We start from the raw sequence: 25,719 nt of genomic DNA, 5'->3' as shown, positions 1-25,719 counted from the left end.
TCCGTAGGTTCCGTGCGTCCGGTCATCAGCCGTGCAGTCCGCACTCGGTCTTGCCCAGCCCGGCCCAGCGGCCGGCGCGCGCGTCCTCGCCCGCCGCGACGCGGCGGGTGCAGGGGGCGCAGCCGACGGAGGCGTAGCCGTCCGTGAGCAGGGGGTTGGTGAGCACGCCGTGCTCGGCCACGTAGGCGTCGACGTCGTCCTGCGTCCAGCGGGCGATCGGCGAGACCTTGACCTTCCGGCGCTTCTCGTCCCAGCCGACCACCGGGGTGTTCGCCCGGGTCGGGGACTCGTCGCGGCGCAGGCCCGTCGCCCAGGCGTCGTACGCGGTCAGGCCCTCTTCCAGCGGCGCGACCTTGCGCAGGGCGCAGCACAGGTCGGGGTCGCGGTCGTGCAACCTCGGGCCGTGCTCGGCGTCCTGCTCGGCGACGGTGCGGCGCGGGGTGAGGGTGATGACGTTGACGTCCATCACGGCCTCGACCGCGTCGCGGGTGCCGATGGTCTCCTCGAAGTGGTAGCCCGTGTCGAGGAAGACCACGTCCACGCCGGGGCGGACCCGGGAGGCGAGGTGGGCCACGACCGCGTCCTCCATGGAGGAGGTGACGGCGAACCGCGCGCCGAAGGTCTCGGCCGCCCAGGCCAGGATCTCCTGTGCGGAGGCGTCCTCCAGGTCCCGGCCCGCCCGCTCGGCCAGCGACCTCAGGTCGCCCTTCTCCCGAAGCGCCGTCATATGCCGTCCCCTCCACCCGTGTCGGACCGGACGCCCCGGGACAGCAGCCCGAGGTACTTCAGCTGGAAGGCGCGGTTGCAGGCCCGGCACTCCCAGGCGCCGTGGCCCGTCTCGTGCGGGAACAGGTCCTCGTCGCCGCAGTAGGGGCAGTAGAACGGTGCCGCGCGCTCGCTCACGACAGGTCCTCGTCCCCGGCGCGGGTCACCCAGGCGGCGAAGCGCTCGCCGTCCTCGCGCTGCTCCTGGAAGCGCGTGACGACGCGCTCGACGTAGTCGGGCAGACCGGCGGAGGTGACCTTGAGGCCGCGGACCTTGCGGCCGAAGCCGGCCTCCAGGCCGAGGGCGCCGCCCAGGTGGACCTGGTAGCCCTCCACCTGGTCGCCGTTCTCGTCCAGGACCAGCTGGCCCTTGAGGCCGATGTCCGCGACCTGGATGCGGGCGCAGGCGTTGGGGCAGCCGTTGATGTTGATGGTGAGCGGTTCGGCGAACTCCGGCAGGCGGCGCTCCAGTTCGTCGATGAGCGAGGCGCCGCGCGCCTTGGTCTCGACGATGGCCAGCTTGCAGAACTCGATGCCGGTGCAGGCCATCGTGCCGCGGCGGAACGGGGAGGGCGAGACCCGCAGGTCCAGGGCCTCCAGCGCGGCCACGACCGAGTCGACCCGGTCCGCCTCGATGTCGAGCACGATCATCTTCTGCTCGGCGGTGGTGCGCAGCCGGCCGGAGCCGTGCCGCTCGGCCACGTCCGCGATCTTCGTCAGGGTGGCGCCGTCGACGCGGCCCACGCGGGGCGCGAAGCCGACGTAGAACCGGCCGTCCTGCTGCCGGTGCACGCCGACGTGGTCGCGCCACTGCCCCGAGGGCTGTTCGGGCGCCGGACCGTCGGTGAGCCGGCGCTTCAGGTAGTCGTCCTCCAGCACCTGGCGGAACTTGGCCGCGCCCCAGTCGGCGACGAGGAACTTCAGGCGGGCGCGGGTGCGCAGCCGTCGGTAGCCGTAGTCGCGGAAGATCGAGATGACGCCCTCGTAGACGTCCGGGACCTCGTCGAGCGAGACCCAGGTGCCCAGGCGCACACCCAGCTTGGGGTTGGTGGAGAGGCCGCCGCCGACCCAGACGTCGAAGCCGGGGCCGTGCTCGGGGTGGTGCACGCCGACGAAGGCGATGTCGTTGATCTCGTGCGCCACGTCGAGCAGCGGCGAGCCGGAGATCGCGGACTTGAACTTGCGGGGCAGGTTGGAGAAGTCCGGGTTGCCGACGATGCGGCGGTAGATCTCGTCGATGGCGGGCGTGCCGTCGATGATCTCGTCCTGCGCGATGCCGGCGACGGGCGAACCGAGGATGACGCGGGGCGTGTCACCGCAGGCCTCGGTGGTGGACAGGCCGACGGCCTCCAGCCGGCGCCAGATCTCCGGGACGTCCTCGATCCGGATCCAGTGGTACTGCACGTTCTGGCGGTCGGTGAGGTCGGCGGTGCCGCGCGCGAACTCCTCGGAGATCTCGCCGATGACGCGCAGCTGCCCGGTGGTCAGCCGGCCGCCGTCGATGCGCACGCGCAGCATGAAGTACTTGTCGTCCAGCTCCTCCGGCTCCAGGATCGCGGTCTTGCCGCCGTCGATCCCGGGCTTGCGCTGCGTGTAGAGGCCCCACCAGCGCATGCGGCCGCGCAGGTCGTTGGGGTCGATCGAGTCGAAGCCGGCCTTGGAGTAGATCGTCTCGATGCGTGTCCGCACGTTGAGACCGTCGTCGTCCTTCTTGAACTGCTCGTTGCCGTTGAGGGGGGTGTGGTGTCCGACGGCCCACTGACCCTCGCCGCGGTGGCGGCCGGTCTTGCGGCGCGCGGCGGCTGCGGGAGCTGCTGCTGCGGGCGTTTCGGGGGTGGCGGCCATGGCGGTACGTCCTTCTCGGGCGGCTCTGGGCGGGGGCAGGGCGGGGGAGGCGGCGCGCCCCTGCCACATTTCAACGCCGCTGAGCGGGTACGGCCGGGTGCCGCGCCGTTGCCGGGGTGGCCGGCGGGCAGGGCGGTGTTCGGCCTTCAGGGGGCTGCGGTGATCGACGGCTCCACGGCGGCGGTGCCGGGTACGCGGCGATGTGCGGCGGTGGCTGGTTCCGTCAGCTCGCCGGACAGATGGCGCTGGACATGCGGCCGAGGTCGACGTGCCGCCGACTCACCAAGGCAATTCCAGCTCCATTCATGGCGGAAGCGTGTCATGTGCCGATTGGAGGAGTCCACTACTGTCCATGATGCGGACGAAGTCGTCCCGTATCGCGAGACGGCGTGACCGGGGTCACCTTCCGGTGCGCGCCGGCGGGCCGGACCGGGGCACCGGCGCCGCCCGCCCCGGTGGGGGCGGGGGCGCGTCGGGCCGGGTCAGGCGCCGGGCCAGGGGCCGGGCGTGGCGGTCTCCTCCTTGGATTCCGTTTCCGTCGCGAAGACCTTGAAGCCGCGGCGCTCGTAGTTGGCCATCGCCGTGGGCCCGTCCTGGCTGCAGGTGTGCAGCCAGACCCGCCGGGTCGGCTCCCGGTCCGGCCAGCGGGACGCCAGGTCCCACGCCCGCGCCGTGCCCACCGACAGCAGGTGCCCGCCGATGCGGCGGCCGCGGAAGTCCGGCAGCAGTCCGAAGTACACGATCTCCACCACGCCGTCCGCCTGCGGGTCGAGCTCGACGTAGCCGGCCGGAGTGCCCCGGTCGTACGCGACCCAGGTCTCCACCCCGGGCCGCGCCAGCTGCTCCACCCACTGCTCCCGGGTCAGCGCCAGCCGGTCCGTCCAGTGGATGTCACCGCCCACCGAGGCGTACAGGAAGCGGCTGAACTCGGGCGAGGGGACCTCCGCCCGGGCCACGGTGATCTCCGGGCCGGGCACGGCCGCCGGGACCAGGCCCCCGGGCGAGGTCATTTCCAGGGACCAGGTGGTCAGTGTGATGGTATTCATGCAGGTCAGGGAATCACGCCGGGACCCGTCCCGACCAGTGCCGCCCGGCCCGCCCCGGCCGGTGCGGGTTCAGCCCGCGATCCGGGACCGTGCCACGACCGCGCCCAGGTCCAGGCTGTGCGGGAGCGTGCCGAAGGCCGCGCCCCAGTCGCCGCCCAGCCGCGAGGCGCAGAACGCGTCCGCGACCGCCGGCGGAGCCCAGCGCACCAGCAGCGAGCCCTGGAGCACCAGCGCCATGCGCTCCACCACCCGCCGGGCGCGGGCCTCGATGCCCTCCAGGTCGGCGAGCTCCGTCAGCAGCCCCTTGGTGGCGGCGTCCAGCCGGTGGTCGGCGCCCCGGGCCCGGCCGACCTCCCGCAGGAAGGCGTCCAGTGCCTGGGGCTCCCGCTGGAGGGCGCGCAGGACGTCCAGGGCCTGTACGTTGCCGGACCCCTCCCAGATGGAGTTCAGCGGGGACTCGCGCAGCAGCCGGGGCAGCCCGGACTCCTCGACGTAGCCGTTGCCGCCCAGGCACTCCAACGCCTCCGCCACCATCGGCGTGCAGCGCTTGGTCACCCAGTACTTGGCGGCGGGCACCGCGAGGCGCAGGAACGCCCGCTCCTCGTCCGTGTCGGCGTCGTACGCGGCGGCCAGGCGCAGCGTCAGGGTGGTGGCCGCCTCCGACTCCAGGGCGAGGTCGGCGAGGACGTTGCGCATCAGCGGCTGGTCGATGAGCCGTGCTCCGAAAGCAGAGCGGTGCTCCGCGTGGTGGACGGCCTGGGTCAGCCCCTGCCGCATCAGCGACGCCGACCCGATCACGCAGTCCAGCCGGGTCGCCGCGACCATCTCGATGATCGTCCGGACCCCGCGGCCCTCCTCGCCCACCCGCCGCGCCCAGGTCCCGTCGAACTCGACCTCGCCGGACGCGTTCGACCGGTTGCCCAGCTTGTCCTTCAGCCGCTGGACCGCGAAGACGTTGCGCGTGCCGTCCGGCAGCACCCGCGGCACCAGGAAGCAGGTCAGCCCGCCGGGCGCCTGCGCCAGCACCAGGAACCCGTCGCACATCGGCGCCGAACAGAACCACTTGTGCCCGGTCAGCAGGTACTCCCCGGACGCGTCCAGCGGCACCGCCGCCGTCGTGTTGGCCCGTACGTCGCTGCCGCCCTGCTTCTCGGTCATCCCCATCCCGAACAGGACGCCGGCCTTCTCCCCGGCCGGCCGCAGCCCCTGCTCGTACACGTGCGAGGTCAGCCGCGGCTCCCACTCCGCCGCCAGCTCCGGGTCGGCCCGCAGCGCGGGCACGGCCGCGTGCGTCATCGAGACCGGGCAGCCGTGCCCCGCCTCGGCCTGCGACCACACGAAGAACCCGGCGGCCCGGCGCAGGTGCCCGGCCGGGCGGCCCCAGGCGTCCGTCAGCCCCGAGGTCACCGCGTGCCCCAGCAGCCGGTGCCAGGCCGGATGGAAGTCCACCTCGTCGATCCGGTTGCCGTACCGGTCGTGGGTCCGCAGCACGGGCGGGTTCGCGTTCGCCTGCGCGCCCCATTCCAGGGCCTGCGCGGAGCCCGCGGCGCGCCCGAGGGCCGTGAGTTCCTCCCGTACGCCGTCGAGGAGTTCGGGACCGGCGGAGGCGAGGTGGCGCTCCACTCCCTCGGTGAGGGCGCGATCGCCGCCGTAGACGTCGTAGCCCACCAGGGGCGGGGCCTGGTTGCTGACTGTGTGGGTCGTGGCTGCCATGCGGATACCGTAAGGACGTGCAGCCAGCAAAAGAAACACCCGAGCGGATCCCAGGACGGCTCCACCGGGCCCGCGCCCTCTACCGCAACGTCTCCAAGCGGAAGATGGGCTGGCTGCTGCTGAAGGACACCGTCAACTCGTGCATCGAGTACCGCATCCTCGGACTCGCGGCCGAGGCGGCGTTCTTCACGCTCCTCTCGCTGCCCCCGCTCTTCCTCGGCCTGCTCGGGCTCCTCGGCTACGTGGACGGCTGGACGGACACCAAGACCGTCCTCAGCATCGAGGAGAACATCCTGCGCGCGGTCGGCACCGTCCTGTCCGACCGGGGCGTGAACGACATCGCCCGCCCGCTGCTGGACGACGTCACCGGCCGGGGCCGGCCCGACCTCATCTCGCTCGGCTTCGCCTTCGCGCTGTGGTCCGGGTCGCGCGCGGTGAACGTCTTCATCGACACGATCACCGTGATGTACGGGCTCGACGGCCACCGCGGGATCGTCAAGACGCGGCTGCTGGCCTTCCTGCTGTACGTGATCGCCCTGCTGATCGGCGCGATCGTGCTGCCGCTGATGGTGGTCGGGCCCGACGCCGTGGTGCGGCTGGTGCCCTGGGGCACCGAGGTGATCGCGGTCCTGTACTGGCCGACCGTGACCGTGCTGTCCATCGCCTTCCTGACCACGCTCTACCACGTGTCGGTGCCGGTGCGCTCGCCGTGGATCGAGGACGTGCCCGGTGCGCTGGTGGCCCTGGCCATGTGGGTGCTGGGCTCGTTCCTGCTGCGGATCTACCTGACCAACACGGTGGAGGGGCCGACGATCTACGGTTCGCTGGCGGCCCCCGTGGCCGTCCTCCTGTGGATCGGCATCTCCGCCTTCGCGGTGCTGGTCGGCGCGGCCGTCAACGCCGCCATCGACCGGGTCTGGCCGTCCGTGGCCACGGCCGCGGCGCGCGAGGCGAACGAACGGGTGCGGGAGGCGGAGGCGGCGCAGCTGATCGCCCGGGCCGCCGCGTGGCGGGCGATGGCGGAGGGCGAGTCGGAGGACGACGAGGACGACGGGATGCCGTCGGAGTTCCCGGAGCGGTGGTCGAAGTTCCTGCCGCCCGAGGACTACTCGTCCCGGCTCCGCAAACACTGACCCCGGCGGCCCGGCGGCCCGGCGGCCCGGCGGCCCGGTGGCCCGGTGGCCCGGTGGCCCGGCACAGGCGCCGGACCCGGGCTTACCCTGGCCCCGTGTACGAGGAAGCGCGCTCGGCGGCCGTGCCCGGAGCGGTCCTGTGGCGGGCCGCGGGCACCGGCGGCCCGGTGCTGCCCGACGGGTGCATGGACCTGTTGTGGGCGGACGGACGGCTGCTGGTCGCCGGGCCCGACACCGGCCCGCATCCCGCCGGCGAGGTCGCGGGCGGCTCCTTCGCCGGGGTCCGGTTCGCGCCCGGCACGGCGCCCGCGCTGCTGGGCGTACCCGCCCACGTCCTGCGGGACCGGCGGGTGGAGCTCGCCGAGCTGTGGCCGGCCCGCGAGGTGCGCCGGCTGACCGGGGCCGTCGCCGCCCACGGGGACCCGCGGGCCGGGCTGGAGGCCCTGGCCGCGCGCCGCGCCGCCGAGGCGGGGGCGCCCGACCCCTTCGCCGCCGAGGTCACCGCCCGGCTCCGGGCGGGCCAGCCGGTGGCCGCCGTCGCCGCCGGGGTCGGTTTCGGCGAGCGCCGGCTGCACCGCCGCTCGCTCGACGCCTTCGGGTACGGCCCGCGCACGCTCGGCCGCATCCTGCGGCTGCGCAGGGCCCTCGCGCTGGTCCTGGCCGGCACGGCCCACGCCGAGGCGGCCGCCGTGGCCGGCTACGCCGACCAGGCCCACCTGGCCCGCGAGATGCGCGCCCTGGCCGGGACCACGCTGCGCGCCTACACCGCGCGGTCGGCCGCGGCCTCGGGCGCGGGCTCCGACGGTGCGAAGAGCGAGACCCCGCAGCCGTCCGGGTCGAGGACCACGGCGTAGCGCTGTCCCCAGAAGGCGTCCCAGGGCTTCAGGTGCCCGGGGTGGCCCGCCGCGGTGAGCTCGGCGTACAGCGCGTCCACCGCGGCGGGGGAGTCGCACAGGAAGGCCAGGTCGCGCCGGCCGTCGCCCGAGGGGCGGGTCCACGCCGGGTCGAAGGAGCGGACCACCTCCTCCGTGTCCCAGGCGATCCGCAGACCGCCGGGCAGGGCGGCTTCGACGTGCGGCTGTTGCTCGGCGCCGGGCGGGACGTCGAGGCCGAGGCGGCGGTAGAAGGCGAGCGAGGCGGCCATGTCGGAGACGACCATGCCGATCATGTCGAGTCGTGGAGTCATGGCAGCAGGCTAGGCAGGGCCGGACACGGACGTCTTGGACGCATCGGACACCGCGCGCGGCGGGGCCGGGCGTGGCGGGCCGGGCATGGCGCTGCCGGCCGGAAAAAAGAAGTGGCCGCGGCGGGCGGGGGCTTGTTAGCGTGAGCCCGTTCCCGCCGACCGGTGCGGAACGACCGGCCGTGCATGACCCGGAGGTGAGTTCGTTGATGACTGTCGTCGCGCAGGGCGCTGCCCGCACTCAGAAGACCATCGATGCCACCACCGTGGTCCCCGGCTGACCCCACAGACCTCCACGCGCTCGGCGCGTGCCGCCGGGGCCACCCTGTGAAGGGTTCCCCTTGTCTTTCTCCGCTTCCTCCCCGTCGTCCTCCGCGTCCTCCCTCCCGTCGCAGCCGCACGTCCTCGCCCCCTACGGCTGGGACGCGGCGTGGCAGGCCGAGTTCCGCCCGTACGCCGCGCAGGGCCTGCTGCCCGGCCGGGTCGTCCGGGTCGACCGCGGGCAGTGCGACCTGGTCACCGAGGCCGGTCCGGTCCGCGCCGACACCGCCTTCGTCACCCCGCACGACCCGCTCCGCGTCATCTGCACCGGTGACTGGGCCGCCGTGGAGGCGTCCGGCAACCCGCGCTACGTGAAGGCGTACCTGCCGCGCCGGACCGCCTTCGTGCGGTCCACCTCCTCCCAGCGGTCCGAGGGGCAGATCCTCGCCGCCAACGTGGACCACGCGGTCATCGCCGTCTCCCTCGCCGTCGAACTCGACCTGGGGCGCGTCGAGCGCTTCCTGGCGCTGGCCTGGGAATCGGGTGCGCAACCCCTGGTCGTCCTCACCAAGGCGGACCTGGTCGCGGACCCGGCCACCCTCGCGCACCTGGTACGGGACGTGGAGACGGCCGCGCCGGGCGTCCAGGTCCTCACCGTCTCCTCCCACACGGGCGAGGGCACCGACGTCCTGTCCGCCGTCGTCGCGGACGGCACCGGCGTGCTGCTCGGCATCTCGGGCGCCGGCAAGTCCACCCTGGCCAACGCCCTGCTCGGGGCCGACGTGATGGAGGTCCGCCAGACCCGGGAGGCCGACGGCAAGGGCCGCCACACGACCACCACCCGCAACCTGCTCGCCCTGCCCGGCGGCGGCGTCCTGATCGACACCCCGGGGCTGCGGGGCGTGGGGCTGTGGGACGCCGGGACCGGAGTCGGCCAGGTCTTCGCCGAGATCGAGGAGTACGCCCGCCGCTGCCGCTTCCACGACTGCGCGCACGAGGCGGAGCCGGGGTGCGCGGTCCTGGCGGCCCTGGACTCGGGCGAGCTGCCCGAGCGGCGGCTGGAGAGCTACCGCAAGCTGCTGCGGGAGAACCGGCGGATCGTCGCCAAGACCGATGCCCGGCTGCGCTCGGAGATCCGCCGCGACTGGCGCCTGAAGTCGGCGGAGGGACGCGCCAACTACGCGGCCAAGCGCACCGGGCGGGCGTAGCCGGGCCGCCGCCGTCGCGGTGGGCCGGACGGCGTCCGCGCCGTCCGGCCCGCGGGCCCGGCCCGCCGCGCGCGTACGCCGTCCGCGCGCGGCGGGCCGTCAGCGGGGTCCCAGGGCGCCGAGCACCCGGGCCGAGCGGGCCGCCATGTCGGCCGGCGACTGCTCGGGGTGGTCGATCCACCAGCGCATCACGGCGGTGACGGTGTACTGCCAGAGGTGGTCGAGGAACGCGTGGTCCAGCGGATCGCGGTGGCCCGCCGCGGCCAGGAGCCGGGCGCTGCCCGCCGCGCCCATGCCCGCGAGCCGCCCCCGGTAGTGGTGCGCCGTGTCGTGGACCGGGCCGGCGGGCGGCAGGGTGGGGTCGTAGAGCAGGGACCAGGCGTACCGGCACCCGTCGATCGCGGTGAAGACCGCGGCCAGGGTGTCGAGCGCGTGCCGGGGCGAGCCCTCGTGGGTCCGGGCCGCGGCCACGGCGTCCACCAGCAGGCGGCCGACGTGGTGCAGGCAGGCCAGGTACAGGCCGTCCTTGGAGTCGAAGTAGCCGTAGACCAGCGGTTTGGAGATCCCGGCGCGGGCGGCGATGTCGGCGACGGACGCGCGGGCGTGGCCGCGCCGTCCGAACTCCTCGATCGCCACGGCGAGGATCTGCTGCTCCCGTTCGGCGCGGGAGACGCCCTTCGTACCGGCTCTGCTCACGCCGGAACCCTAGTCCAAGGGGTGACTCATGGGTAAGTTACCCAGCAGTCAATTCTGAGGGAGTGGTGATGACACGGTCGTGGTGGGGTTGGGGAACCGTCGAGGACGCGGTGCGCGGAGCCGAGTTGGACACCCTGCTGGCCCGGGCCCGGACGCTGGTGCCCGGAGAGCTGACCGACCACGCGCCGCCCGCCGTCGGCGCGCTCGGCCTGCCCCGGCCCCGGGCGAACCCTCCCGCCTCCCTCGCCCGCCTGTGCTCCGCCGATCCCGCCGACCGGGCCGGGCACGCGCACGGCAAGGCGTTCCGGGACGTGGTGCGCAACCTGCACGGACACCTGCCCCGCGTACCGGACCTCGTCGCCCGCCCGCGCACCGAGGACGACCTCGTGGACCTGCTCGACTGGTGCGGCCGCGAGGGCATCGCCGCCATCCCCTACGGCGGGGGGAGTTCGGTGGTCGGCGGGGTCGAGCCGCGGTTCGACGACGGGCGCGCGGTGGTCACCCTCGACCTCGCGCGGCTGGACCGGGTGCTGGAGGTCGACCCGGTGAGCCGGGCGGCCCGGATCCAGGCCGGGGTCTTCGGCCCGCACCTGGAGGACCAGCTCCGGCCGCACGGGCTGACCCTGCGCCACTTCCCGCAGTCCTTCCAGTTCTCCACCCTGGGCGGCTGGCTGGCCACGCGCGCGGCGGGCCACTACGCCACCCTGCACACGCACATCGACGACTTCGTCGAATCGCTGCGCGTGGTCACGCCCGCCGGGACCAGCGCCTCGCGGCGGCTGCCCGGCTCGGGCGCGGGACCTTCCCCCGACCGGCTGTTCCTCGGCAGCGAGGGCACGCTCGGCATCATCACCGAGGCCTGGATGCGGCTGCGCCCGCGCCCCCGGTGGCGGGCGCGGACCTCCGTGCGCTTCGCCGACTGGGGCGCCGCCGTCGCCGCCACCCGGGCCGTCGCGCAGAGCGGGCTGGCCCCGGCGGACTGCCGACTGCTCGACGCGGCGGAGGCGCTGGTCAACGCGGGGGTCGCCGTCGGCGGGGGCGTGCTGGTCCTCGGCTTCGAGTCGGCGGACCACCCGGTGGGCGCGGCGCTGGAGCGGGCCGTGGAACTGTGCCGCGCGCACGGCGGCGAACCGTCCGCCGACCTCGCCCGGTCGTCCGACGACGCCGGCACGGCGCAGGACCGGGGCGCCGGGGGCGACGCGGACGCGTGGCGCTCGTCCTTCCTGCGGATGCCCTACCAGCGCGACGCGCTGGCCCGGCACGCGCTCATCGCCGAAACCTTCGAAACCGCCTGCACCTGGGACCGGTTCGACGCCCTGCACCAGGCCGTCACCGAGGCGGCCCGGCACGCGATCCGCCGCGCCACCGGCGCCGAAGGGGTGGTGACCTGCCGCTTCACCCACGTCTACCCGGACGGCCCGGCCCCGTACTTCGGGGTCTACGCGGCCGGCCGCTGGGGCAGCACCGTCGCCCAGTGGGACGACATCAAGACGGCCGTGTCCGAGGCCCTGTCGGCGCACGGCGGCACGATCACCCACCACCACGCCGTCGGCCGGGACCACCGCCCCTGGTACGACGCCCAGCGCCCGGACCCGTTCGCCGCGGCCCTCACCGCCGCCAAGGCCGCCCTCGACCCGGCCGGCATCCTCAACCCCGGCGTCCTGCTGCCCGCACCCGCCCGCGCGACCCGCGCCGTGCCGGACCGCGGCCGGGAGGGCTGACGCCCCGTAGGCCCGTAAGGGCCCGCACGCCGTCCCGTACGGCGGGTCAGGCACCGGTGCGGAGCGCCGGGGGGTGGACGTGGTGGGACAGGAGCGTGTGGGGGTCGGTGCCCGGGGCCGGGGCGTGGTCGGTGTGGACGGTCGCGGCCGTCAGCCGGGGCACCGCGTGGATCAGGGCGTGCTCGGCGGCCACCGCCAGGGCGTGGGCCCGGACCACCGTCAGGTCGGGGTCGACCACGATGTCCGCCTCGGCCCGCAGCGCGTGGCCGATCCACCGCATCCGCACCTGCCCCACGTCCAGGACGCCCGGCACCCCGCGCAGCGCCGCCTCCGCCGCGTCCACCAGCGCGGGGTCGACCGAGTCCATCAGCCGCCGGAAGACCTCGCGGGCCGCGTTCGCCAGGACCAGCAGGATCGCCACGGTGATCAGCAGGCCGACCACCGGGTCGGCCGCCCGCCAGCCCAGTGCCGCGCCCGCCGCGCCGAGCAGCACGGCGAGCGAGGTGAAGCCGTCGGTACGGGCGTGCAGTCCGTCGGCGACCAGCGCCGCCGAGCCGATCCGGCGGCCGGTGCGGATGCGCAGCCGGGCGACCCATTCGTTGCCCGCGAAGCCGGCGAGCGCCGCGCCGCAGACCGCCCACAGGTGGGTGATGTCGCGGGGGTGGAGCAGCCGGTCCACCGCCATCCAGGCGGTCAGGGCCGCGGAGGCCGCGATGGTCGCCACGATGACGATGCCGGCCAGGTCCTCGGCGCGGCCGTACCCGTAGGTGTAGCGGCGGTTCGCCGCCCGCCGCCCGAGGAGGAAGGCGATGCCCAGCGGCACGGCCGTCAGCGCGTCGGCGGCGTTGTGGACCGTGTCGCCGAGCAGCGCCACCGACCCGGACAGCACGACGATCACCACCTGCACGGCGGTGGTCAGCCCGAGGACGACGAGGGAGGCCCACAGCGTGCGCATGCCCTCGCGCGAGGTCTCCATGGCCGCGTCGACCTTGTCGCCCGCGTGATGGCTGTGCGGGGCGAGCAGATGCGCCAGCCGGTCCCGGGCCCTGCTCCGGCCGTGCCCGTGCTCGTGTACTGGGCCGTCGCCGCGGCCGTCGCCCCGTGCGCGGCCGTGTCCGTCGCCGTGCCCGTGCCCGTCGCGGTGCGCGTGGTGTCGTCCGTCGTGGTCGTGCCCGTGACCCGCCATGCGGCCCAATGTGGCACACCGATCCGATTGCGGCTACAGCGGTCGTACACCCTGTGAACAGGTGCGATGGGCTTGCAACAGCACCTAGGGGGCCGTCGTCCGGCCCCCGGGCGAACACCCGACTCCGGGCCGCGCCGCGGTCCCGGCCCGCGCCGCCGGCGACCCGCGGCCTACGTCCCCGCCACCACCATGCCCAGCCACGCCCCCACCACCAGCAGGCACCCGAACAGCTCGACGAGCACGCTGGTGCCCACTGCCCGCATCACCGCCCGCACCGAGGCCCGCGCCTCCCCGTGGGTCCCCAGGCGCAGCCGCTCGCACAGGTAGACACCGCCCACGAACCCCGGGACCGCGCCCACCACCGGCACCAGGACGAACCCCAGCACCGCCCCGGCGCCCGCGCACACCGCCATCCGGGTCGTGACCCCCGCACCCCGCAGCCGGCGCGGCGGCAGCAGCCACGTGACCACCTGGACCACCAGCAGCAGGGCCGTCGCCGCCACCAGCAGCGTCCACGCCGGGGTCGACTGCTCGTGCAGGGCCCACCACATCAGCCCCGCCCACACCAGCCACGTGCCGGGCACACCGGGGATCATGACCCCCACCACCCCGAGCAGCAGCACCAGTCCCACCAGCAGCAGCTGCGGCAGTTCCATCTGCCCAGCCTGACCGACCCGCGGCTATCGGGCCACCCAGCCCCGCTCGTACGCGTGCCAACCCAGCTGGAGCCGGGTCGTGACCCCCGCCAGCTCCATCAGCCCCTTGACCCGCCGCTGCACCGTGCGCAGGCCCAGCTCCAGGTGCTTGGCGACGCTCGCGTCCGTCAGTCCCGCCAGCAGCAGGGTGAGGATTTCCAGGTCCGTCGCGTCGGGGCCGCCGTCGGACTCCTCGGCCGCCCCCGACGTGCCCAGCAGCAGCGGCAGCGACTCCCGCCACACCGCCTCGAACAGGCCCGTCAGCGACTCCAGCAGCCCCGACGCGTGCACCACCAGCGCCGCCGGCTCCGCGCCCCGCGAGGTCAGCGGCACCATGGCGAGCGTCCGGTCCGCTATCACCAGCTTCGTCGGGACCTGGCCCGTCACCCGCACCCGCTCGCCGCGGGCCAGCGCCGTCGACGCCTCCCGGATGCCGCGCGGCAGGGCCAGCACCTCCCGCTCGATCACCACCCGGTAGTCGACCCCGCGCACCGAGGCCCGCTCCTCCGCCTCGTTCTCGGTGCCCGTCACCACCTGCGGACGGCCGCTGACCAGCGCGCACACCTCCTCCGCCGCGCCCAGCTGGAGCTGGTGGAATCGGTGCGCGACGGCGCTCGCACCCTGCACCACCTCCACCAGGTCGTGCACGGCCGGCTCGTCCGCCTCCGCCCGGTACTCCTCCGCCAGCAGCACCGCCGCCAGCTCCGCCTGCTCCAGCTCGTGCCGCTGCTGCGTCAGCAGGGCGCCCAGGGCCACCCCCGGCGGCGCCGCCACCCACCGGCCCGGCCGCGCCGAGGACTGGGCCGCCAGTCCGTGCCGCTCCAGGTGCCGCAGGGTCCGCTCGGTCTGCGGCACCGGCAGGGTCAGCCGGTGCGCGAGGTCGGGGACCTCCGCCGCGCCCAGCGCCACCAGCGCGCGGTAGGCCGACTCCTGGCCCTCGTCCAGGCCTATGGCACCCAGCAACCCGTCCACCCCCACCTCTCCACGCCCTCCGCGCCGCGCCTGGCGGGAAGCGGCCACGGCGCAAACCCGCCGCGGACATCATCGCCGCACCCCCTGCCTCTCTGCCAAGGTCATGCCACCGCAGCACCAACATCCGCTGGCCAGAAGCCATTTACGCGGCAGCTTTGCCGTGCAATGCAGTAGTTGGCCGGAATTCACCTGGGGAGAGCGATGCGCCCGATATCGCGTACGGCATGGGGGGCTGCCACGGCGGTCGCCCTCGCCGTCACCGCCGTGGGCCCGTCCACGGCACAGCCGAGCGGCGGAGCACCGGACACGAGACCCGTCACGGGGAGCGAAGCGGCCGCAAAGCGGTCGACGGCGCCCGTGACCGTCACCCTGGTCACCGGCGACCGGATCGTGGTCTCCACCGACGCCGCCGGCCGCAGCGCCGCCACCGCCATGCCGCGCGAGGACGGCTCGCAGCCGGTCGTGCAGACCCGCCAGTCGGGCGAGGACCTCTACGTCTACCCCGAGGGCGCGCTCAAGGCGCTCGCCTCGGGCAGGGTCGACCACGAACTCTTCAACGTCACGGGCCTCGTCCGGCAGGGCTACGACGACGTGCACAGCACGAAGCTGCCGCTGATCGCCGTGTACGACGCCTCCGTCGACGTGGCGCGCAGCGCCCCGCCCGCACCCCGCGGCGCCGACCGCTCCCGCGTCCTCGACTCCATCGGCGGCGTCGCGCTCAGCGCCGACAAGCAGCAGGCCGCCTCCTTCTGGGCCGACGTCACCGGCACCGACGCCCGCGCCCGCGCCGCCTCAGGCACCCTGCGCAAACTGTGGTTGGACGGCAAGGTCCGGGCGAACCTGGAGCGCTCCACGAAGCAGGTGAACGCCACCGCCGCCTGGGCCGCCGGATACGACGGCAAGGGCACCAGGGTCGCCGTCCTGGACACCGGCACCGACCTGGACCACCCCGACCTCAAGGGCCGCGTGGGGGAGTCGAAGAACTTCACCGACTCCGACTCCGACGCCGACCGCCAGGGCCACGGCACGCACACCATCTCCACCGTCGGCGGCTCCGGCGCCGCGAGCGGCGGCGCCAAGAGGGGCGTCGCCCCGGGCGCCGAACTGCTCAGCGGCAAGGTCCTCAACGACCAGGGCTACGGCCTCGATTCGTGGATCATCGCCGGTATGGAGTGGGCCGTCGCGAGCAAGGCCGACGTCGTCTCCATGAGCCTCGGCGACCCCTCGCAGACGAGCTGCGACGACCCGATGAGCGCCGCCGCCGAGCGGCTCGCCCAGAACACCGGCACCCTCTTCGTGATCGCCGCGGGCAACTCCGGCCCCGGCAACAACACGGTCTCCTCTCCCGGCTGCGCGCCGAGCGTGCTGACCGTGGGCGCCGTCGACCGCGACGACACCACGGCGTCCTTCTCCAGCCGCGGACCCGCCGGCCTCGACCACACCCTCAAGCCCGAGATCGCCGCCCCCGGCGTCGGGATCTCGGCGGCCGCCGCGGGCGGCCGCGGGGTGTACGCCTACCAGTCCATGTCCGGCACCTCGATGGCCACCCCGCACGTCGCGGGCGCCGCCGCCATCGTCAAGCAGCGACACCCCGACTGGACCGCCCGGCAGATCAAGGCCGCGCTCGTCGGCTCCGCGAACACCAGGGTCCCCGGCGACGTCCGGGAGACCGGCGGCGGCCGCCTCGACGTCAAGGCCGCCGTGGACACCGCCGTCCTGAGCGCCCCCGCCGTCCAGGGCGGCGCCTACAACTGGCCGCAGGACCGCAGCGACCGCACCGCCGTCGAGGTCCCGTACACCAACACCGGCACCCGGCCCGTCACCCTGGACCTCGCCGTGGAGAAGGTCACCGGCAACGACGGCTCCGCCGTCCGCAGCCCGATCGCCCGCCTGGAGCGGCGCTCGGTGACCGTCCCGGCCGGGGCGACCGTCAAGGTGCCGCTCGCCCTCGACCCGGCCGCGAAGCTGGAGCGCTCCCAGTACGGGGACGTCACCGGCCGTGTCGTCGCCACCTCCGGCACGGTCCGCGTCTCCACGCCGTTCTCGCTCTACGTCGAGCCGCAGACGGTGACCCTGCGCGTCAAGCTGATCGACCGCGCCGGCAAGCCGGCCGGCGGACCGTCCTCCCTCGACGTCATCGGCACCGACGACGCCAGCGGCGAGCGCCGCTTCAACGAGGGCGCCGCCGACCAGGTCTACCGGGTCCGCCCCGGCGCGTACTTCCTCTCCGCCTTCGTCGGCACCCCCGACGCGGGCGAGGGCGCCGAGCTGATCGACTCGCTGACCTACCTCGGCCGCCCGCAGGTCGAGGTGAAGAAGGACACCACCGTCGTCCTGGACGCCCGCAGGGCCGGGCGCCTGGACATCGCGGCCGACCAGCCCCTCGAAGCCCGCAACACCACCCTCGGCTTCGCCCGCAGCTGGGACGCCGCCTGGCTGCACGCCGGCACCGCCACGGGCGGCCGGAGCATCCGCGGCTACTACGCCTCCGTCGAAGGCCGCGCCGAGGACGGCGAGTTCGAGTTCGGCAGCTACTGGCGGGCCGGCGCCCCCGTGCTCTCCGAGCTGAAGGTGGCCGGCGGCCCGGCGCTGCACCCCGTCACCGCCTCCACCGGCAGCGACAACCTCGACGGGCGCGGCAGCGCGCCCCTGGTCAACGCCGGTTCCGGCACCCCCGAGGAGTTCGCCGCGGCCGGCGCCAAGGGCGCGATCGCCCTGGTCGAGACCGCGGACGGGGCGCTGTCCGAGGCCGCGCAGCACGCCAAGGACGCCGGCGCCGTCGCCGTGCTCGCCCACCGCGCGGCCCCCGGCCGCTGGATCCCCTCCACCGGCTTCGGCGGCGCCCCCGTGCCCGTCCTCGCCGTCCAGTCCGGCGAGGGCCGGGCCCTGCTCGACCGGCTCGCGGCCGGCAGGGTCGCGCTGTCCTGGAAGGGCACGGCGAAGAGCCCGTACGTCTACTCCCTCGCCTTCCCCGAGACGGGCCGGGTCCAGGGCGGACACACCTACCGGGTGCGCGACCGCGACCTCGGCCGGGTCGACGCCACGTACGACTCCATGGGCACGCCGGCCGACTTCATCGACATCGCCGGCGCCTACCGGCCCATCGGCAGCGCCGTCTCCTTCGGTTCGATCGAGACCGTCGCGGCCCCGGGCCGGCGCACCGAGTACTACACCGCCGGCGACACCTCCTGGGACCAGCTGCTCTCCAGCAGCTTCCCCTGGGGCGAGTTCATGACGGGAGCGCAGCGCACCTACACCAAGGGGCAGCGGACCACGGCGCGCTGGTACGACGGGGTGACCGGCCCCGTCGCCCCGCGCGACCGCACCGGCAAGGAGACGCTGGCCGCCGAGCGCCAGGGCAACCTGATCGGTTTCGCCCCCGCCATGTGGGGCGACGGGTCGCACTTCGCGCAGCCCGGTTCCTTCGGCGACATCGGCGGCCTCCAGCTCAAGCGCGACGGGGAGGTCATCGGCGAGAGCTGGTACCCGTTCGGCGCGTTCGAGGTCCCGGCCGAGCGGGGCCGGTACGAACTGACCCAGTCCGTCCAGAAGATCGGTCCGCCCGCGCGCACCTGGCAGCGGTCCACCTCGGTCCGCACGACGTGGGGGTTCACCTCCGCGCTCGACCCGGCCGCCTACTCGCAGGGCCTGCCGGTGCTCTTCCCGCGCTACGCGGCCCCGATGGACGGGACGAAGACGGTCCCGGCGGCCGACGGACAGCGGATAGGACTCTCCGTCACCGGGCACGCGGGCTACGCGCCCGGTGCGCTGAAGTCCGCCCGGCTGTCGTACTCGTACGACGGGGAGACCTGGACGGACGCGAAGGTGACCGAGCGCGGCGGTGCGTGGACCGCGGTCGTGAACCACGAGGGAGCCTCCGGCAAGCCGGTGTCGCTGAAGGTCGAACTGACCGACGCGAACGGGGCGTCGGTGGCCCAGACGGTCGCGCGGGCGTACGACGTCCGCTAGCGGGTGCGGGCGGTCCCGGCGGGTGACGCCGTCCGGGACCGCTCCGCAGCCCGCGTGACCGCCGGGGCACGGCGGGAGGGGTCCACCGGACGGCGGTCCGGTGGGCCCTTTTCGCGCGTTCGGCGTTTTCCGGCCGGGCCGGAGGCCGACAATAGGGGAATGAGTCAGCAGGGCGCGGACGACTGGTGGCAGAAGCTCTACGAGGACCCGGACGCGGCAGCGGCCCCCGACCCGGGGGACACGCTGGACCACCGCTTCCGCTCGGCGGCGGTCCTGACGACCCCTCCGACGGTCCCTCCGCAGGCACCCCCACCCCCACCCGCCACGACAGCCCACCCCCACCACCGGCCGCCCCGGCATCCGGCATCCCGGAGCCCCCGCCGCGCCCGTCGCCCGCACCCGCGCAGCAACCGCCGCGGGCCGCCGCACCACCACCACCCCCGCCGCCGCCCGCGGCCCCGGCGGGACCGCAACCGCCGCCACGGGCACCCGGCGCCGCCGCGGAATCCGCGCCGCCGCCGGCCCCGCCGGCCCCGCCTGCCGTCGCCGAGCCGTCCGAGCCGCCGGTTCCGCGCGCGGAAGGCCCCGCGCTGCCGCCGCCCGTGCCCGCGGTTCCCCCCGCCCCGGCCCGGCGGCGGGAGGGGCTGCTGCCGGGGCCGCGACAGGGCGGCTCCGGGCCCGGCGCCACGCCCGCCGTGCCTCCGCCCCCGGCGACCGCGCCGGCGACCACCCCCGCACCACCGCCCCCGGCCGACCCGCCCGCCGACCCCCGGATCGGCGGGGTCACCGGGTACGCGCTGGGCGGGGTGGCGGTGCCGCCCGTGTCGGACGGGCCGGGCGGCGGGCCGCCCCGGGCGCCGGTCGCCCCACCGCCCGGCGCGCGGCCCGTGGTGCGCCACCTCGGCGACCGCGCCCCCACCTACGCCGCCGAACCGGGCGCCCTGCCCCGTACCGATCCGGCCGCCGTCGACACCCTGACCCCCGACACCGTCCTGGAGGGCGCCCGGTACGGCACGTACACCCTGCGCGCCGCCTCCGTACGCGGGGACTCGGCCCGCTACCGGGGCGAGCCCCGTCGCGACCACCTGCTCACCGCCCGCTTCGGCAGCGGCGACGAGGCCCTCGTGCTCGTGGTCCTCGCCGGGGGCGACCGGGCCGCCCCCGGCGCCGCCGAGGCCGCCGCCGACCTGTGCCGCACGGTCGCCGCGGCCGTCGGCCGCAGCCGCGAACGCCTCGCGGCCGACATCCTGGCCGGGCACCGCGAGGCCCTGCGCTCCGGCCTCCAGCGGCTCACCGACCGAGGCCACGGCCGGCTGCGGGCCCGCGCCGCCGAGCTGGGCCTGGCGGAGGGCGCGTACACCGCAGGGCTGCGCGGCCTGCTGCTCCCGGTGGACCCGCGGTGCAGCACCCGGATCTGCTTCGGCGCGGGCGCGGGCGGACTGTTCCGGCTCCGGGCCGGCCGCTGGCAGGACCTGGAGCCCGGTGCCCCGGACGGCCCCGCCGGGGCGGACTTCCGGTTCCGGGCCTCCGTCGCCCGCCCGGGGGACGTCCTGCTGCTGTGTTCCGGCGGGCTCGCGGAGCCCATGCGGGAGGAGGCGTCCCTGTCCGCGGAGCTCACCGCGCGCTGGTCCGCGCCCGAGCCGCCGGGCCTCGCTGCCTTCCTCGCGGACACCCAGCTCCGCCTCAAGGGGTACGCCGACGACCGCACCACGGCCGCGGTCTGGGAGGCGTAACCGGGACATACGTGGCTGGATGGGAGGCACACGCAACGGAGAACCGGACGGGACCGGACCGGAAACCGGAGAGGGCGCCTCCCCATGGCCAAGCAGAACGTCGCGGAGCAGTTCGTCGACATCCTGGTGCGCGCGGGCGTGCGCCGGATGTACGGAGTCGTCGGAGACAGCCTGAACCCGGTGGTGGACGCGATCCGCCGCACGGACGGCATCGACTGGATCCAGGTCCGGCACGAGGAGACGGCCGCCTTCGCGGCCGGCGCGGAGGCCCAGGTCACCGGCCGGCTCGCGGCCTGCGCCGGCTCCTGCGGCCCGGGCAACCTGCACCTGATCAACGGCCTCTACGACGCCCACCGGTCCATGGCCCCGGTGCTCGCGCTGGCCTCGCACATCCCCTCCTCGGAGATCGGCCTCGGCTACTTCCAGGAGACCCACCCCGACCGGCTGTTCACCGAGTGCAGCCACTACAGCGAGCTGATCTCCAACCCCCGGCAGATGCCCCGGGTCCTGCAGAGCGCGATCCAGCACGCCGTCGGGCGCGGCGGAGTGGGCGTGGTCGCGCTGCCCGGGGACATCGCCTCCGAGCCCGCGCCGGAGAAGTCGGTGGAGACCGCCCTCGTCACGGCGCGCCCCTCCGTGCGCCCCGGCGAGGGCGAGATCGAGAAGCTGGTCCGGCTCGTCGACGAGGCCGACAGGGTCACCCTCTTCTGCGGCAGCGGCACCGCCGGTGCGCACGCCGAGGTCATGGAGTTCGCCGACCGGGTCAAGGCGCCCATCGGCCACGCCCTGCGCGGCAAGGAGTGGATCCAGTACGACAACCCGTACGACGTGGGGATGAGCGGGCTCCTCGGCTACGGCGCCGCCTACGAGGCCACCCACGAGTGCGACCTGCTGATCCTGCTCGGCACCGACTTCCCGTACAACGCCTTCCTCCCCGACGACGTGAAGATCGTCCAGGTGGACATCCGGCCCGAGCACCTCGGCCGCCGCTCCCAGCTGGACCTCGCCGTCTGGGGCGACGTACGGGAGACCCTGCGCGCCCTGAACACCCGGGTGCGGGCCAAGACCGACCGGCGGTTCCTGGACCGCATGCTGAAGAAGCACGCGGACGCGCTGGAGGGAGTGGTGAAGGCCTACACGCGCAAGGTCGAGAAGCACACGCCGATCCACCCCGAGTACGTCGCCTCGGTCCTCGACGAACTGGCCGACGAGGACGCGGTGTTCACCGTCGACACCGGCATGTGCAATGTGTGGGCCGCGCGCTATCTTTCCCCGAACGGCAAGCGGCGCGTCATCGGCTCCTTCAGCCACGGCTCCATGGCCAACGCCCTCCCGCAGGCCATCGGCGCACAGTTCACCGACCGGAACCGTCAAGTGGTCTCCATGTCGGGCGATGGCGGTTTCTCGATGCTGATGGGAGATTTCCTCACCCTGGTGCAGTACGACCTGCCCGTCAAAGTGGTCCTGTTCAACAACTCATCGCTCGGAATGGTCGAGTTGGAGATGATGGTTTCCGGCCTGCCCTCCTACGGGACCACGAACAAGAATCCCGACTTCGCGGCCATCGCCCGCGCGGCGGGTGCCTACGGGGTGCGGGTGGAGAAGCCGAAGCAGCTCACGGCGGCGCTCAAGGACGCGTTCCGGCACAAGGGGCCCGCTCTGGTCGACGTGGTGACCGACCCCAACGCCCTGTCGATCCCGCCCAGGATCAGCGCCGACATGGTGACCGGTTTCGCGCTTTCCGCCAGCAAGATCGTGCTGGACGGCGGCGTGGGCCGCATGATCCAGATGGCTCGATCCAACCTGCGCAACGTGCCGCGCCCCTGAGCCCGCAGGAGTGCGGACCGACCCGGAGGGCATGCATCCCGTAGACCTGTTCGAGAGCCATGGACGCGGGAGGGACATCGCCGTGCGGGTGGGGGCGAAGACCGGAAAGCTGTGGAGGAGGGGGAGGCCGGAAGCGCGCGAACCGTCCACCGCCCCCGAGGGCGGGGGAGCGGTGGACACGCTGCGGATCACCCGGAGCGTGCGCCGCGCGGACCTGAAGGCGGTCGGAGAGGTCCGCAGGGCGCTGCGCGAGCTGATGCGCCACCGGTGCCGGACCGACACCGCCGACGTGGCCGAACTGCTGATCACCGAGCTCGTCACCAACGCCCTCGTCCACACCGACCAGGGGGCCGAGGTCTCCGCCAGCCTCGCCCCCGCCCTGCTGCGCGTCGAGGTCCGCGACCGCGTCGCCAAGCGCCCCCGCCCGTACGTACCGACCGCCGACGACGGTACGCACGGCCGGGGTCTGGTGCTGGTGCAGGCACTGGCCGACGCCTGGGGCGTCGAGGTGCTCGCCCGGGGCGCCGGAAAGGTGATGTGGTTCGAACTGCACGGACCCCCCGGCGGGCCCGGACCGTACGGCGCCGCCCGCGACACCGCGTACGACACCGCGCACGGCACGCCGTACGGCGCGGCCCTCGACGCCGCATGCGAAGCGGGGCCCGCCTGAACCGGCGGGCCCCGCAGGGTGTGGGGGAGGTCCTGTCAGCCGAACTGCTGCTCCAGGTCCTTCAGTTTGCGCTCCAGTGAGTCGAGTCGGGGCAGGGTCTGGGTGTCGTCCTCGGCCGTGAGGTCGACGGTGCGCGGTCCGGTCCCGTCAAGGGAGTCGGTTCCGTTCACGGCCTGCAGGGAGGGCCTTCGGCGCACGGGCAGTTGTCCCGGTTCCGCTATGGCCGGCTCCGCGCCGACCGGCGCGGAGCCCGTTCCGGGGGTCAGTCCCGGCATGTCGCCCTCGCGGGCGCGGGTCCGCCCGAACGCCCTGTTCTGCCTGCCCAGGGCCTTGATGTGGGCCCGGTCCAGGCGGTGCTGCTCCCGGCGGCGGTGCCGGTCGTTCTCCTTCTCCTTCTTGTCCTCGCGCACCTCGTCCACGGCCTCGTCGAGGGTGCGCACCCCCTCCAGCAGCATCAGGGACCAGGCGCCGAAGGTCTCCCGCGGCGCCCGCAGCCAGCGGACCATCCGGATCTGCGGCAGCGGCCTGGGGATCAGGCCCTGTTCGCGCAGGGCGGCCCGGCGGGTCTGCTTGAGGGCCCGGTCGAACAGCACGGCCGCCGAGAGCGACATCCCCGCGAAGAACTGGGGAGCGCCGTCATGGCCCATCCCCCTGGGCGCGTGCACCCAGTTGAACCACGCGGCCGCGCCCGCGAACAGCCAGACCAGCATGCGCGAACCCAGGGCCGCGTCGCCGTGGCTGGCCTCGCGGACGGCGAGCACCGAACAGAACATGGCGGCGCCGTCGAGGCCGAAGGGGACCAGGTACTCCCAGCCGCCGGACAGGTTGAGGTTCTGCCGGCCGAAGCCGACCAGCCCGTGGAAGGAGAGCGCGGCGGCCACCGCCGCGCAGCAGAAGAGCAGGACGTACGAGGCCGACCCGTAGAAGGCCTCCTTGCGCCTGCGCCGTTCCTCGCTGCGCTCCCAGCTGTCGTCGGCCGCTGCCTTCTCGCTCTCGCGCTTGCCCCTGGCCAGTACCGCAACTGCCGCAAGTACGCCCAGGATCAGCAGGCTGCCGGGCAGCAGCCAGTCCAGCGATATGTCGGTCAGTCTCATGCGGATGTCCTTGCCTCGCGTCTGCGCTGTGCGGCTTTCCGGGCGCCATAGTGGCGCAGCGGGTCGCCCGCGCACGCGGGTTTCGGGGCAAGTGGACGCCATCGGGGGGCGGGGCCCGCCGGATAGGGTGTTGTCGCTCGAACGGATCTCCGCACCTGCGGAGTCGCGTTCGAGCGCGGGTCATCCCCGCGGGTGGGTTCGGTGCTGCGGGGCGTCCCTCAGGAGGTCGCGGTCAGCCGTGCGACGCGGTCGGCGTCGCAGGTGCGGGGGCAGGTCACGCAGGTGTCCTGCGCGCTGATGGTGTAGAAGAAGCAGCAGCTCGCCCGGTCGCGGGTCGCCAGCGGCGCCCCGTCGGGGCCCGGCAGCGTACGGAATCCCGCGGCCCCGGTGTACGGGGCGGTCGAGCCCGGCAGCAGCGCCTCCAACTCGGTCATGGCCCGGCGCTCCTCGCCGAGCAGCCCGCCGAGGTACCACAGGCCCTCGACCACCTCGTCCGTGACCATGCCCCACAGGGCGCGCCGGCCGCGCCGCATGCGCGGGCCGAAACCTTCCAGCACCGGTCCGAGGTGCCCGGCCACCGCGGCCCGCACCTCGCCCCGCAGCGCTTCCCCGTCGGCCACGACCCGGGCTCCGGGGAGGGACGCCGCGGGGTCGTCCGGCAGGCAGGCGAAGGTCTCGACGCGCACGGACATGCGGCCGCCGGTCCGGTGGTAGGCCACCGCGTCCACCGGGAGGTCGGGCACCCGCCGGTGCAGGAACCAGGGGAGGGTGATCAGCAGCACGGCGGGCCACGCGTACCGGTGCAGCCCGAATCCCGCCACCACGTCGGGGCGGCCCCGCTGTCCGTAGTCCCGCAGGACCTGGGCCTCGTCCCAGGCGAGGTAGGCCTCCAGGGCCGGCCCGCCCGCCGCGAGCTCGTCCGCGCCGACCCATCCCACACCGCGAGGGACGGGTTCGTGCGCGGACCGCTCGGTGACCACCAGGCCTTCGTAGGCCTCGGCCAGCCGCGCGTACGCCTCCGCCACCGGAGAGCCGGCCGGGGCGGAGGTGACGGGCGGGGAGGCGCTGAGGACCGCGACGGTCATGCGGGACCACCCATCGGACGTCGTTCAAAAGGTAAGCCTTACCTTACCTGAGTGGAGGGCTTTTGTGACCGGTCCCCCCGGGTGTGACCGGAGTCACGCCACCACCGGAGCTCCGCGGGCGGTCGCTATTCTCCTCACAGGTCGAGACCATTGCGGAGAGGAGGACCGAGTGCGCGAAGCGGCTCGGGCCGGGGACGGCGCGCGGACCGCGCGGCCGTCGGTCCCGGCGCAGCACACGCCCCGGAAGGTGTTGCGCCACTCGGTGCGCGGACAGGTCCTCGACGCCCTCCGCGCCGCCCTGGTCGAGGGCGAGCTGGCGCCCGGAGAGATCTACTCGGGCCCGGCCCTGGGGGAGCGCTTCGGCGTCTCCGCCACGCCGGTGCGCGAGGCCATGCAGCAGCTGGCCCTGGAAGGGGCCGTGGAATGCCTGCCGAACCGGGGCTTCCGCGTCCTGACGCGCACCCCGCGCGACATGGCCGAACTGGCCGAGGTGCGGGCCCTGCTGGAGGTGCCCGTCATGCTCCGGCTGGCCCGCACCGTGCCGCCGGCCGCCTGGGAGGCCCTGCGCCCCGCGGCCGCCGCCGCCGCCACCGCGGCCGCGGAGGGTGACGCCCCCGGCTACGCGGAGGCCGACCGCGCCTTCCACCGCGAGGTGCTCGCCCTGGCGGGCAACGGCCGACTGGTCCAGGTGGCCCAGGACCTCCACCGCCGCGCCCAGTGGCCGCTGCCGGGGGCGCCCCGCGCCCGCCGGGCCGAGCTCGTCGCCGACGCCGCCCAGCACACGGCGCTGCTGGCGGCGCTGGCCGCCGGCGACCTCGCGGCCGCCGAGTCGCTCGTACGGGCGCACCTGGCGGCCGCGGCCGGCTGACCGCGGTCCCGGCGCCTCCCCCGGCGCCCGTCAGGGAGGCCGGGGGAGTC

Annotated in this window: 22 protein-coding genes; 9 read left to right on the top strand and 13 right to left on the bottom strand. The window is 74.8% G+C overall.

Translation table 11 applies throughout. From position 1 onward, the window contains the following. Positions 1 to 25: 25 nt before the first annotated feature. From CP968_RS07935 to CP968_RS07915, 6 genes are all read right to left on the bottom strand, one after another. On the bottom strand, positions 26 to 727 hold the full coding sequence (locus CP968_RS07935) for a phosphoadenylyl-sulfate reductase (RefSeq protein WP_150517318.1): 702 nt from the start codon (positions 725 to 727) through the stop codon (positions 26 to 28). Then, positions 724 to 903 (bottom strand): hypothetical protein, encoded by a 180-nt coding sequence (locus CP968_RS07930; RefSeq protein ID WP_150517317.1) that lies wholly within the window; start codon positions 901 to 903, stop codon positions 724 to 726. The genes CP968_RS07935 and CP968_RS07930 overlap by 4 nt, the downstream gene beginning before the upstream one ends. Next, the gene (locus CP968_RS07925) at positions 900 to 2,609 is read right to left on the bottom strand and encodes a nitrite/sulfite reductase (RefSeq protein ID WP_150517316.1); all 1,710 of its coding nucleotides are present in this window, start codon (positions 2,607 to 2,609) and stop codon (positions 900 to 902) included. Before CP968_RS07925 ends, CP968_RS07930 begins: the two co-directional genes overlap by 4 nt. Positions 2,610 to 2,832: 223 nt before the next feature. After that, complete coding sequence (locus tag CP968_RS35540) at positions 2,833 to 2,916, bottom strand: putative leader peptide (RefSeq protein ID WP_309550570.1); 84 nt, start codon at positions 2,914 to 2,916, stop codon at positions 2,833 to 2,835. Positions 2,917 to 3,091: 175 nt separating this feature from the next. After that, positions 3,092 to 3,655 carry a GNAT family N-acetyltransferase gene (locus CP968_RS07920; RefSeq protein ID WP_150517315.1) on the bottom strand — a complete coding sequence of 188 codons (564 nt, stop codon included), beginning with the start codon at positions 3,653 to 3,655 and terminating at the stop codon, positions 3,092 to 3,094. 69 nt (positions 3,656 to 3,724) lie between these two features. Next, complete coding sequence (locus tag CP968_RS07915) at positions 3,725 to 5,368, bottom strand: acyl-CoA dehydrogenase family protein (protein ID WP_150517314.1); 1,644 nt, start codon at positions 5,366 to 5,368, stop codon at positions 3,725 to 3,727. A 17-nt stretch (positions 5,369 to 5,385) separates the two neighbouring features. Here CP968_RS07915 and CP968_RS07910 point away from each other — a divergent pair, with 17 nt between their 5' ends. Together CP968_RS07910 and CP968_RS07905 are read left to right on the top strand one after the other, a co-directional pair. Beyond that, complete coding sequence (locus tag CP968_RS07910) at positions 5,386 to 6,501, top strand: YihY/virulence factor BrkB family protein (protein ID WP_150517313.1); 1,116 nt, start codon at positions 5,386 to 5,388, stop codon at positions 6,499 to 6,501. Between the two features lie 95 nt (positions 6,502 to 6,596). Further along, positions 6,597 to 7,355 carry a helix-turn-helix domain-containing protein gene (locus tag CP968_RS07905; protein ID WP_229886051.1) on the top strand — a complete coding sequence of 253 codons (759 nt, stop codon included), beginning with the start codon at positions 6,597 to 6,599 and terminating at the stop codon, positions 7,353 to 7,355. Here the strand turns inward: CP968_RS07905 and CP968_RS07900 are convergent. Beyond that, on the bottom strand, positions 7,262 to 7,687 hold the full coding sequence (locus tag CP968_RS07900; RefSeq protein ID WP_150517312.1) for a VOC family protein: 426 nt from the start codon (positions 7,685 to 7,687) through the stop codon (positions 7,262 to 7,264). The two genes, CP968_RS07905 and CP968_RS07900, sit on opposite strands and share 94 nt — an antisense overlap. Positions 7,688 to 8,025: 338 nt before the next feature. On the opposite strand from CP968_RS07900, the gene rsgA reads away from it, so the two are divergent. Further along, positions 8,026 to 9,153, top strand: coding sequence for a ribosome small subunit-dependent GTPase A (gene rsgA, locus CP968_RS07895; protein WP_150517311.1), 1,128 nt, complete (start codon positions 8,026 to 8,028; stop codon positions 9,151 to 9,153). Positions 9,154 to 9,252: 99 nt separating this feature from the next. On the opposite strand, the gene CP968_RS07890 is transcribed toward rsgA, so the two are convergent. Further along, positions 9,253 to 9,849 (bottom strand): TetR/AcrR family transcriptional regulator, encoded by a 597-nt coding sequence (locus CP968_RS07890; RefSeq protein ID WP_150517310.1) that lies wholly within the window; start codon positions 9,847 to 9,849, stop codon positions 9,253 to 9,255. Positions 9,850 to 9,917: 68 nt separating this feature from the next. Between CP968_RS07890 and CP968_RS07885 the strand changes: the two genes are divergently transcribed. After that, a complete protein-coding gene (locus CP968_RS07885) occupies positions 9,918 to 11,570 on the top strand; it encodes an FAD-binding oxidoreductase (RefSeq protein ID WP_150517309.1) in 1,653 nt (550 codons plus the stop codon). A gap of 46 nt (positions 11,571 to 11,616) precedes the next feature. Here CP968_RS07885 and CP968_RS07880 read toward each other — a convergent pair whose 3' ends face one another. The 3 genes from CP968_RS07880 to CP968_RS07870 form a co-directional block, all read right to left on the bottom strand. Then, on the bottom strand, positions 11,617 to 12,756 hold the full coding sequence (locus CP968_RS07880; RefSeq protein WP_150517308.1) for a cation diffusion facilitator family transporter: 1,140 nt from the start codon (positions 12,754 to 12,756) through the stop codon (positions 11,617 to 11,619). Between the two features lie 170 nt (positions 12,757 to 12,926). After that, positions 12,927 to 13,412 carry a DUF456 domain-containing protein gene (locus CP968_RS07875; RefSeq protein WP_150517307.1) on the bottom strand — a complete coding sequence of 162 codons (486 nt, stop codon included), beginning with the start codon at positions 13,410 to 13,412 and terminating at the stop codon, positions 12,927 to 12,929. Between the two features lie 24 nt (positions 13,413 to 13,436). Further along, positions 13,437 to 14,414, bottom strand: coding sequence for a helix-turn-helix domain-containing protein (locus CP968_RS07870; protein ID WP_150521801.1), 978 nt, complete (start codon positions 14,412 to 14,414; stop codon positions 13,437 to 13,439). Between the two features lie 210 nt (positions 14,415 to 14,624). Here CP968_RS07870 and CP968_RS07865 point away from each other — a divergent pair, with 210 nt between their 5' ends. The 4 genes from CP968_RS07865 (at position 14,625) to CP968_RS35685 (ending at position 22,622) form a co-directional block, all read left to right on the top strand. After that, positions 14,625 to 18,392: a S8 family peptidase gene (locus tag CP968_RS07865; protein WP_150517306.1), complete on the top strand. Its 3,768-nt coding sequence runs from the start codon at positions 14,625 to 14,627 to the stop codon at positions 18,390 to 18,392. Between the two features lie 695 nt (positions 18,393 to 19,087). Next, positions 19,088 to 20,125, top strand: coding sequence for a protein phosphatase 2C domain-containing protein (locus CP968_RS07860; RefSeq protein WP_244330598.1), 1,038 nt, complete (start codon positions 19,088 to 19,090; stop codon positions 20,123 to 20,125). An 84-nt stretch (positions 20,126 to 20,209) separates the two neighbouring features. Then, the gene (locus tag CP968_RS07855) at positions 20,210 to 21,952 is read left to right on the top strand and encodes a pyruvate dehydrogenase (protein ID WP_150517304.1); all 1,743 of its coding nucleotides are present in this window, start codon (positions 20,210 to 20,212) and stop codon (positions 21,950 to 21,952) included. A 31-nt stretch (positions 21,953 to 21,983) separates the two neighbouring features. Then, positions 21,984 to 22,622 carry an ATP-binding protein gene (locus CP968_RS35685; protein ID WP_150517303.1) on the top strand — a complete coding sequence of 213 codons (639 nt, stop codon included), beginning with the start codon at positions 21,984 to 21,986 and terminating at the stop codon, positions 22,620 to 22,622. A gap of 35 nt (positions 22,623 to 22,657) precedes the next feature. On the opposite strand, the gene CP968_RS07845 is transcribed toward CP968_RS35685, so the two are convergent. Both CP968_RS07845 and CP968_RS07840 read right to left on the bottom strand, forming a co-directional pair. After that, entirely contained in the window at positions 22,658 to 23,716 is a 1,059-nt protein-coding gene (locus CP968_RS07845) for a DUF2637 domain-containing protein (protein ID WP_150517302.1), read from the bottom strand. A gap of 218 nt (positions 23,717 to 23,934) precedes the next feature. Further along, entirely contained in the window at positions 23,935 to 24,801 is an 867-nt protein-coding gene (locus CP968_RS07840; protein ID WP_150517301.1) for a (2Fe-2S)-binding protein, read from the bottom strand. Between the two features lie 169 nt (positions 24,802 to 24,970). On the opposite strand from CP968_RS07840, the gene CP968_RS07835 reads away from it, so the two are divergent. Further along, positions 24,971 to 25,669, top strand: coding sequence for a GntR family transcriptional regulator (locus tag CP968_RS07835; RefSeq protein ID WP_229886053.1), 699 nt, complete (start codon positions 24,971 to 24,973; stop codon positions 25,667 to 25,669). Positions 25,670 to 25,719: the final 50 nt, after the last annotated feature.

The organism is Streptomyces subrutilus (assembly GCF_008704535.1).
GTDB lineage: Bacteria > Actinomycetota > Actinomycetes > Streptomycetales > Streptomycetaceae > Streptomyces > Streptomyces subrutilus.
The sequence above is the reverse complement of the archived record's forward strand: the minus strand, read 5'-3'. Positions and strand labels throughout refer to the sequence as shown.

Coding starts and splice junctions, on each gene's coding strand:
- CP968_RS07880 (WP_150517308.1), bottom strand. CDS start 12,756: ATGGCGGGTCACGGGCACGACCACGACGGACGACACCACGCGCACCGC.
- CP968_RS07920 (WP_150517315.1), bottom strand. CDS start 3,655: ATGAATACCATCACACTGACCACCTGGTCCCTGGAAATGACCTCGCCC.
- CP968_RS07865 (WP_150517306.1), top strand. CDS start 14,625: ATGCGCCCGATATCGCGTACGGCATGGGGGGCTGCCACGGCGGTCGCC.
- CP968_RS07900 (WP_150517312.1), bottom strand. CDS start 7,687: ATGACTCCACGACTCGACATGATCGGCATGGTCGTCTCCGACATGGCC.
- CP968_RS07855 (WP_150517304.1), top strand. CDS start 20,210: ATGGCCAAGCAGAACGTCGCGGAGCAGTTCGTCGACATCCTGGTGCGC.
- CP968_RS07845 (WP_150517302.1), bottom strand. CDS start 23,716: ATGAGACTGACCGACATATCGCTGGACTGGCTGCTGCCCGGCAGCCTG.
- CP968_RS07935 (WP_150517318.1), bottom strand. CDS start 727: ATGACGGCGCTTCGGGAGAAGGGCGACCTGAGGTCGCTGGCCGAGCGG.
- CP968_RS35540 (WP_309550570.1), bottom strand. CDS start 2,916: ATGAATGGAGCTGGAATTGCCTTGGTGAGTCGGCGGCACGTCGACCTC.
- CP968_RS07875 (WP_150517307.1), bottom strand. CDS start 13,412: ATGGAACTGCCGCAGCTGCTGCTGGTGGGACTGGTGCTGCTGCTCGGG.
- CP968_RS07915 (WP_150517314.1), bottom strand. CDS start 5,368: ATGGCAGCCACGACCCACACAGTCAGCAACCAGGCCCCGCCCCTGGTG.
- CP968_RS07885 (WP_150517309.1), top strand. CDS start 9,918: ATGACACGGTCGTGGTGGGGTTGGGGAACCGTCGAGGACGCGGTGCGC.
- CP968_RS35685 (WP_150517303.1), top strand. CDS start 21,984: ATGCATCCCGTAGACCTGTTCGAGAGCCATGGACGCGGGAGGGACATC.
- CP968_RS07925 (WP_150517316.1), bottom strand. CDS start 2,609: ATGGCCGCCACCCCCGAAACGCCCGCAGCAGCAGCTCCCGCAGCCGCC.
- CP968_RS07840 (WP_150517301.1), bottom strand. CDS start 24,801: ATGACCGTCGCGGTCCTCAGCGCCTCCCCGCCCGTCACCTCCGCCCCG.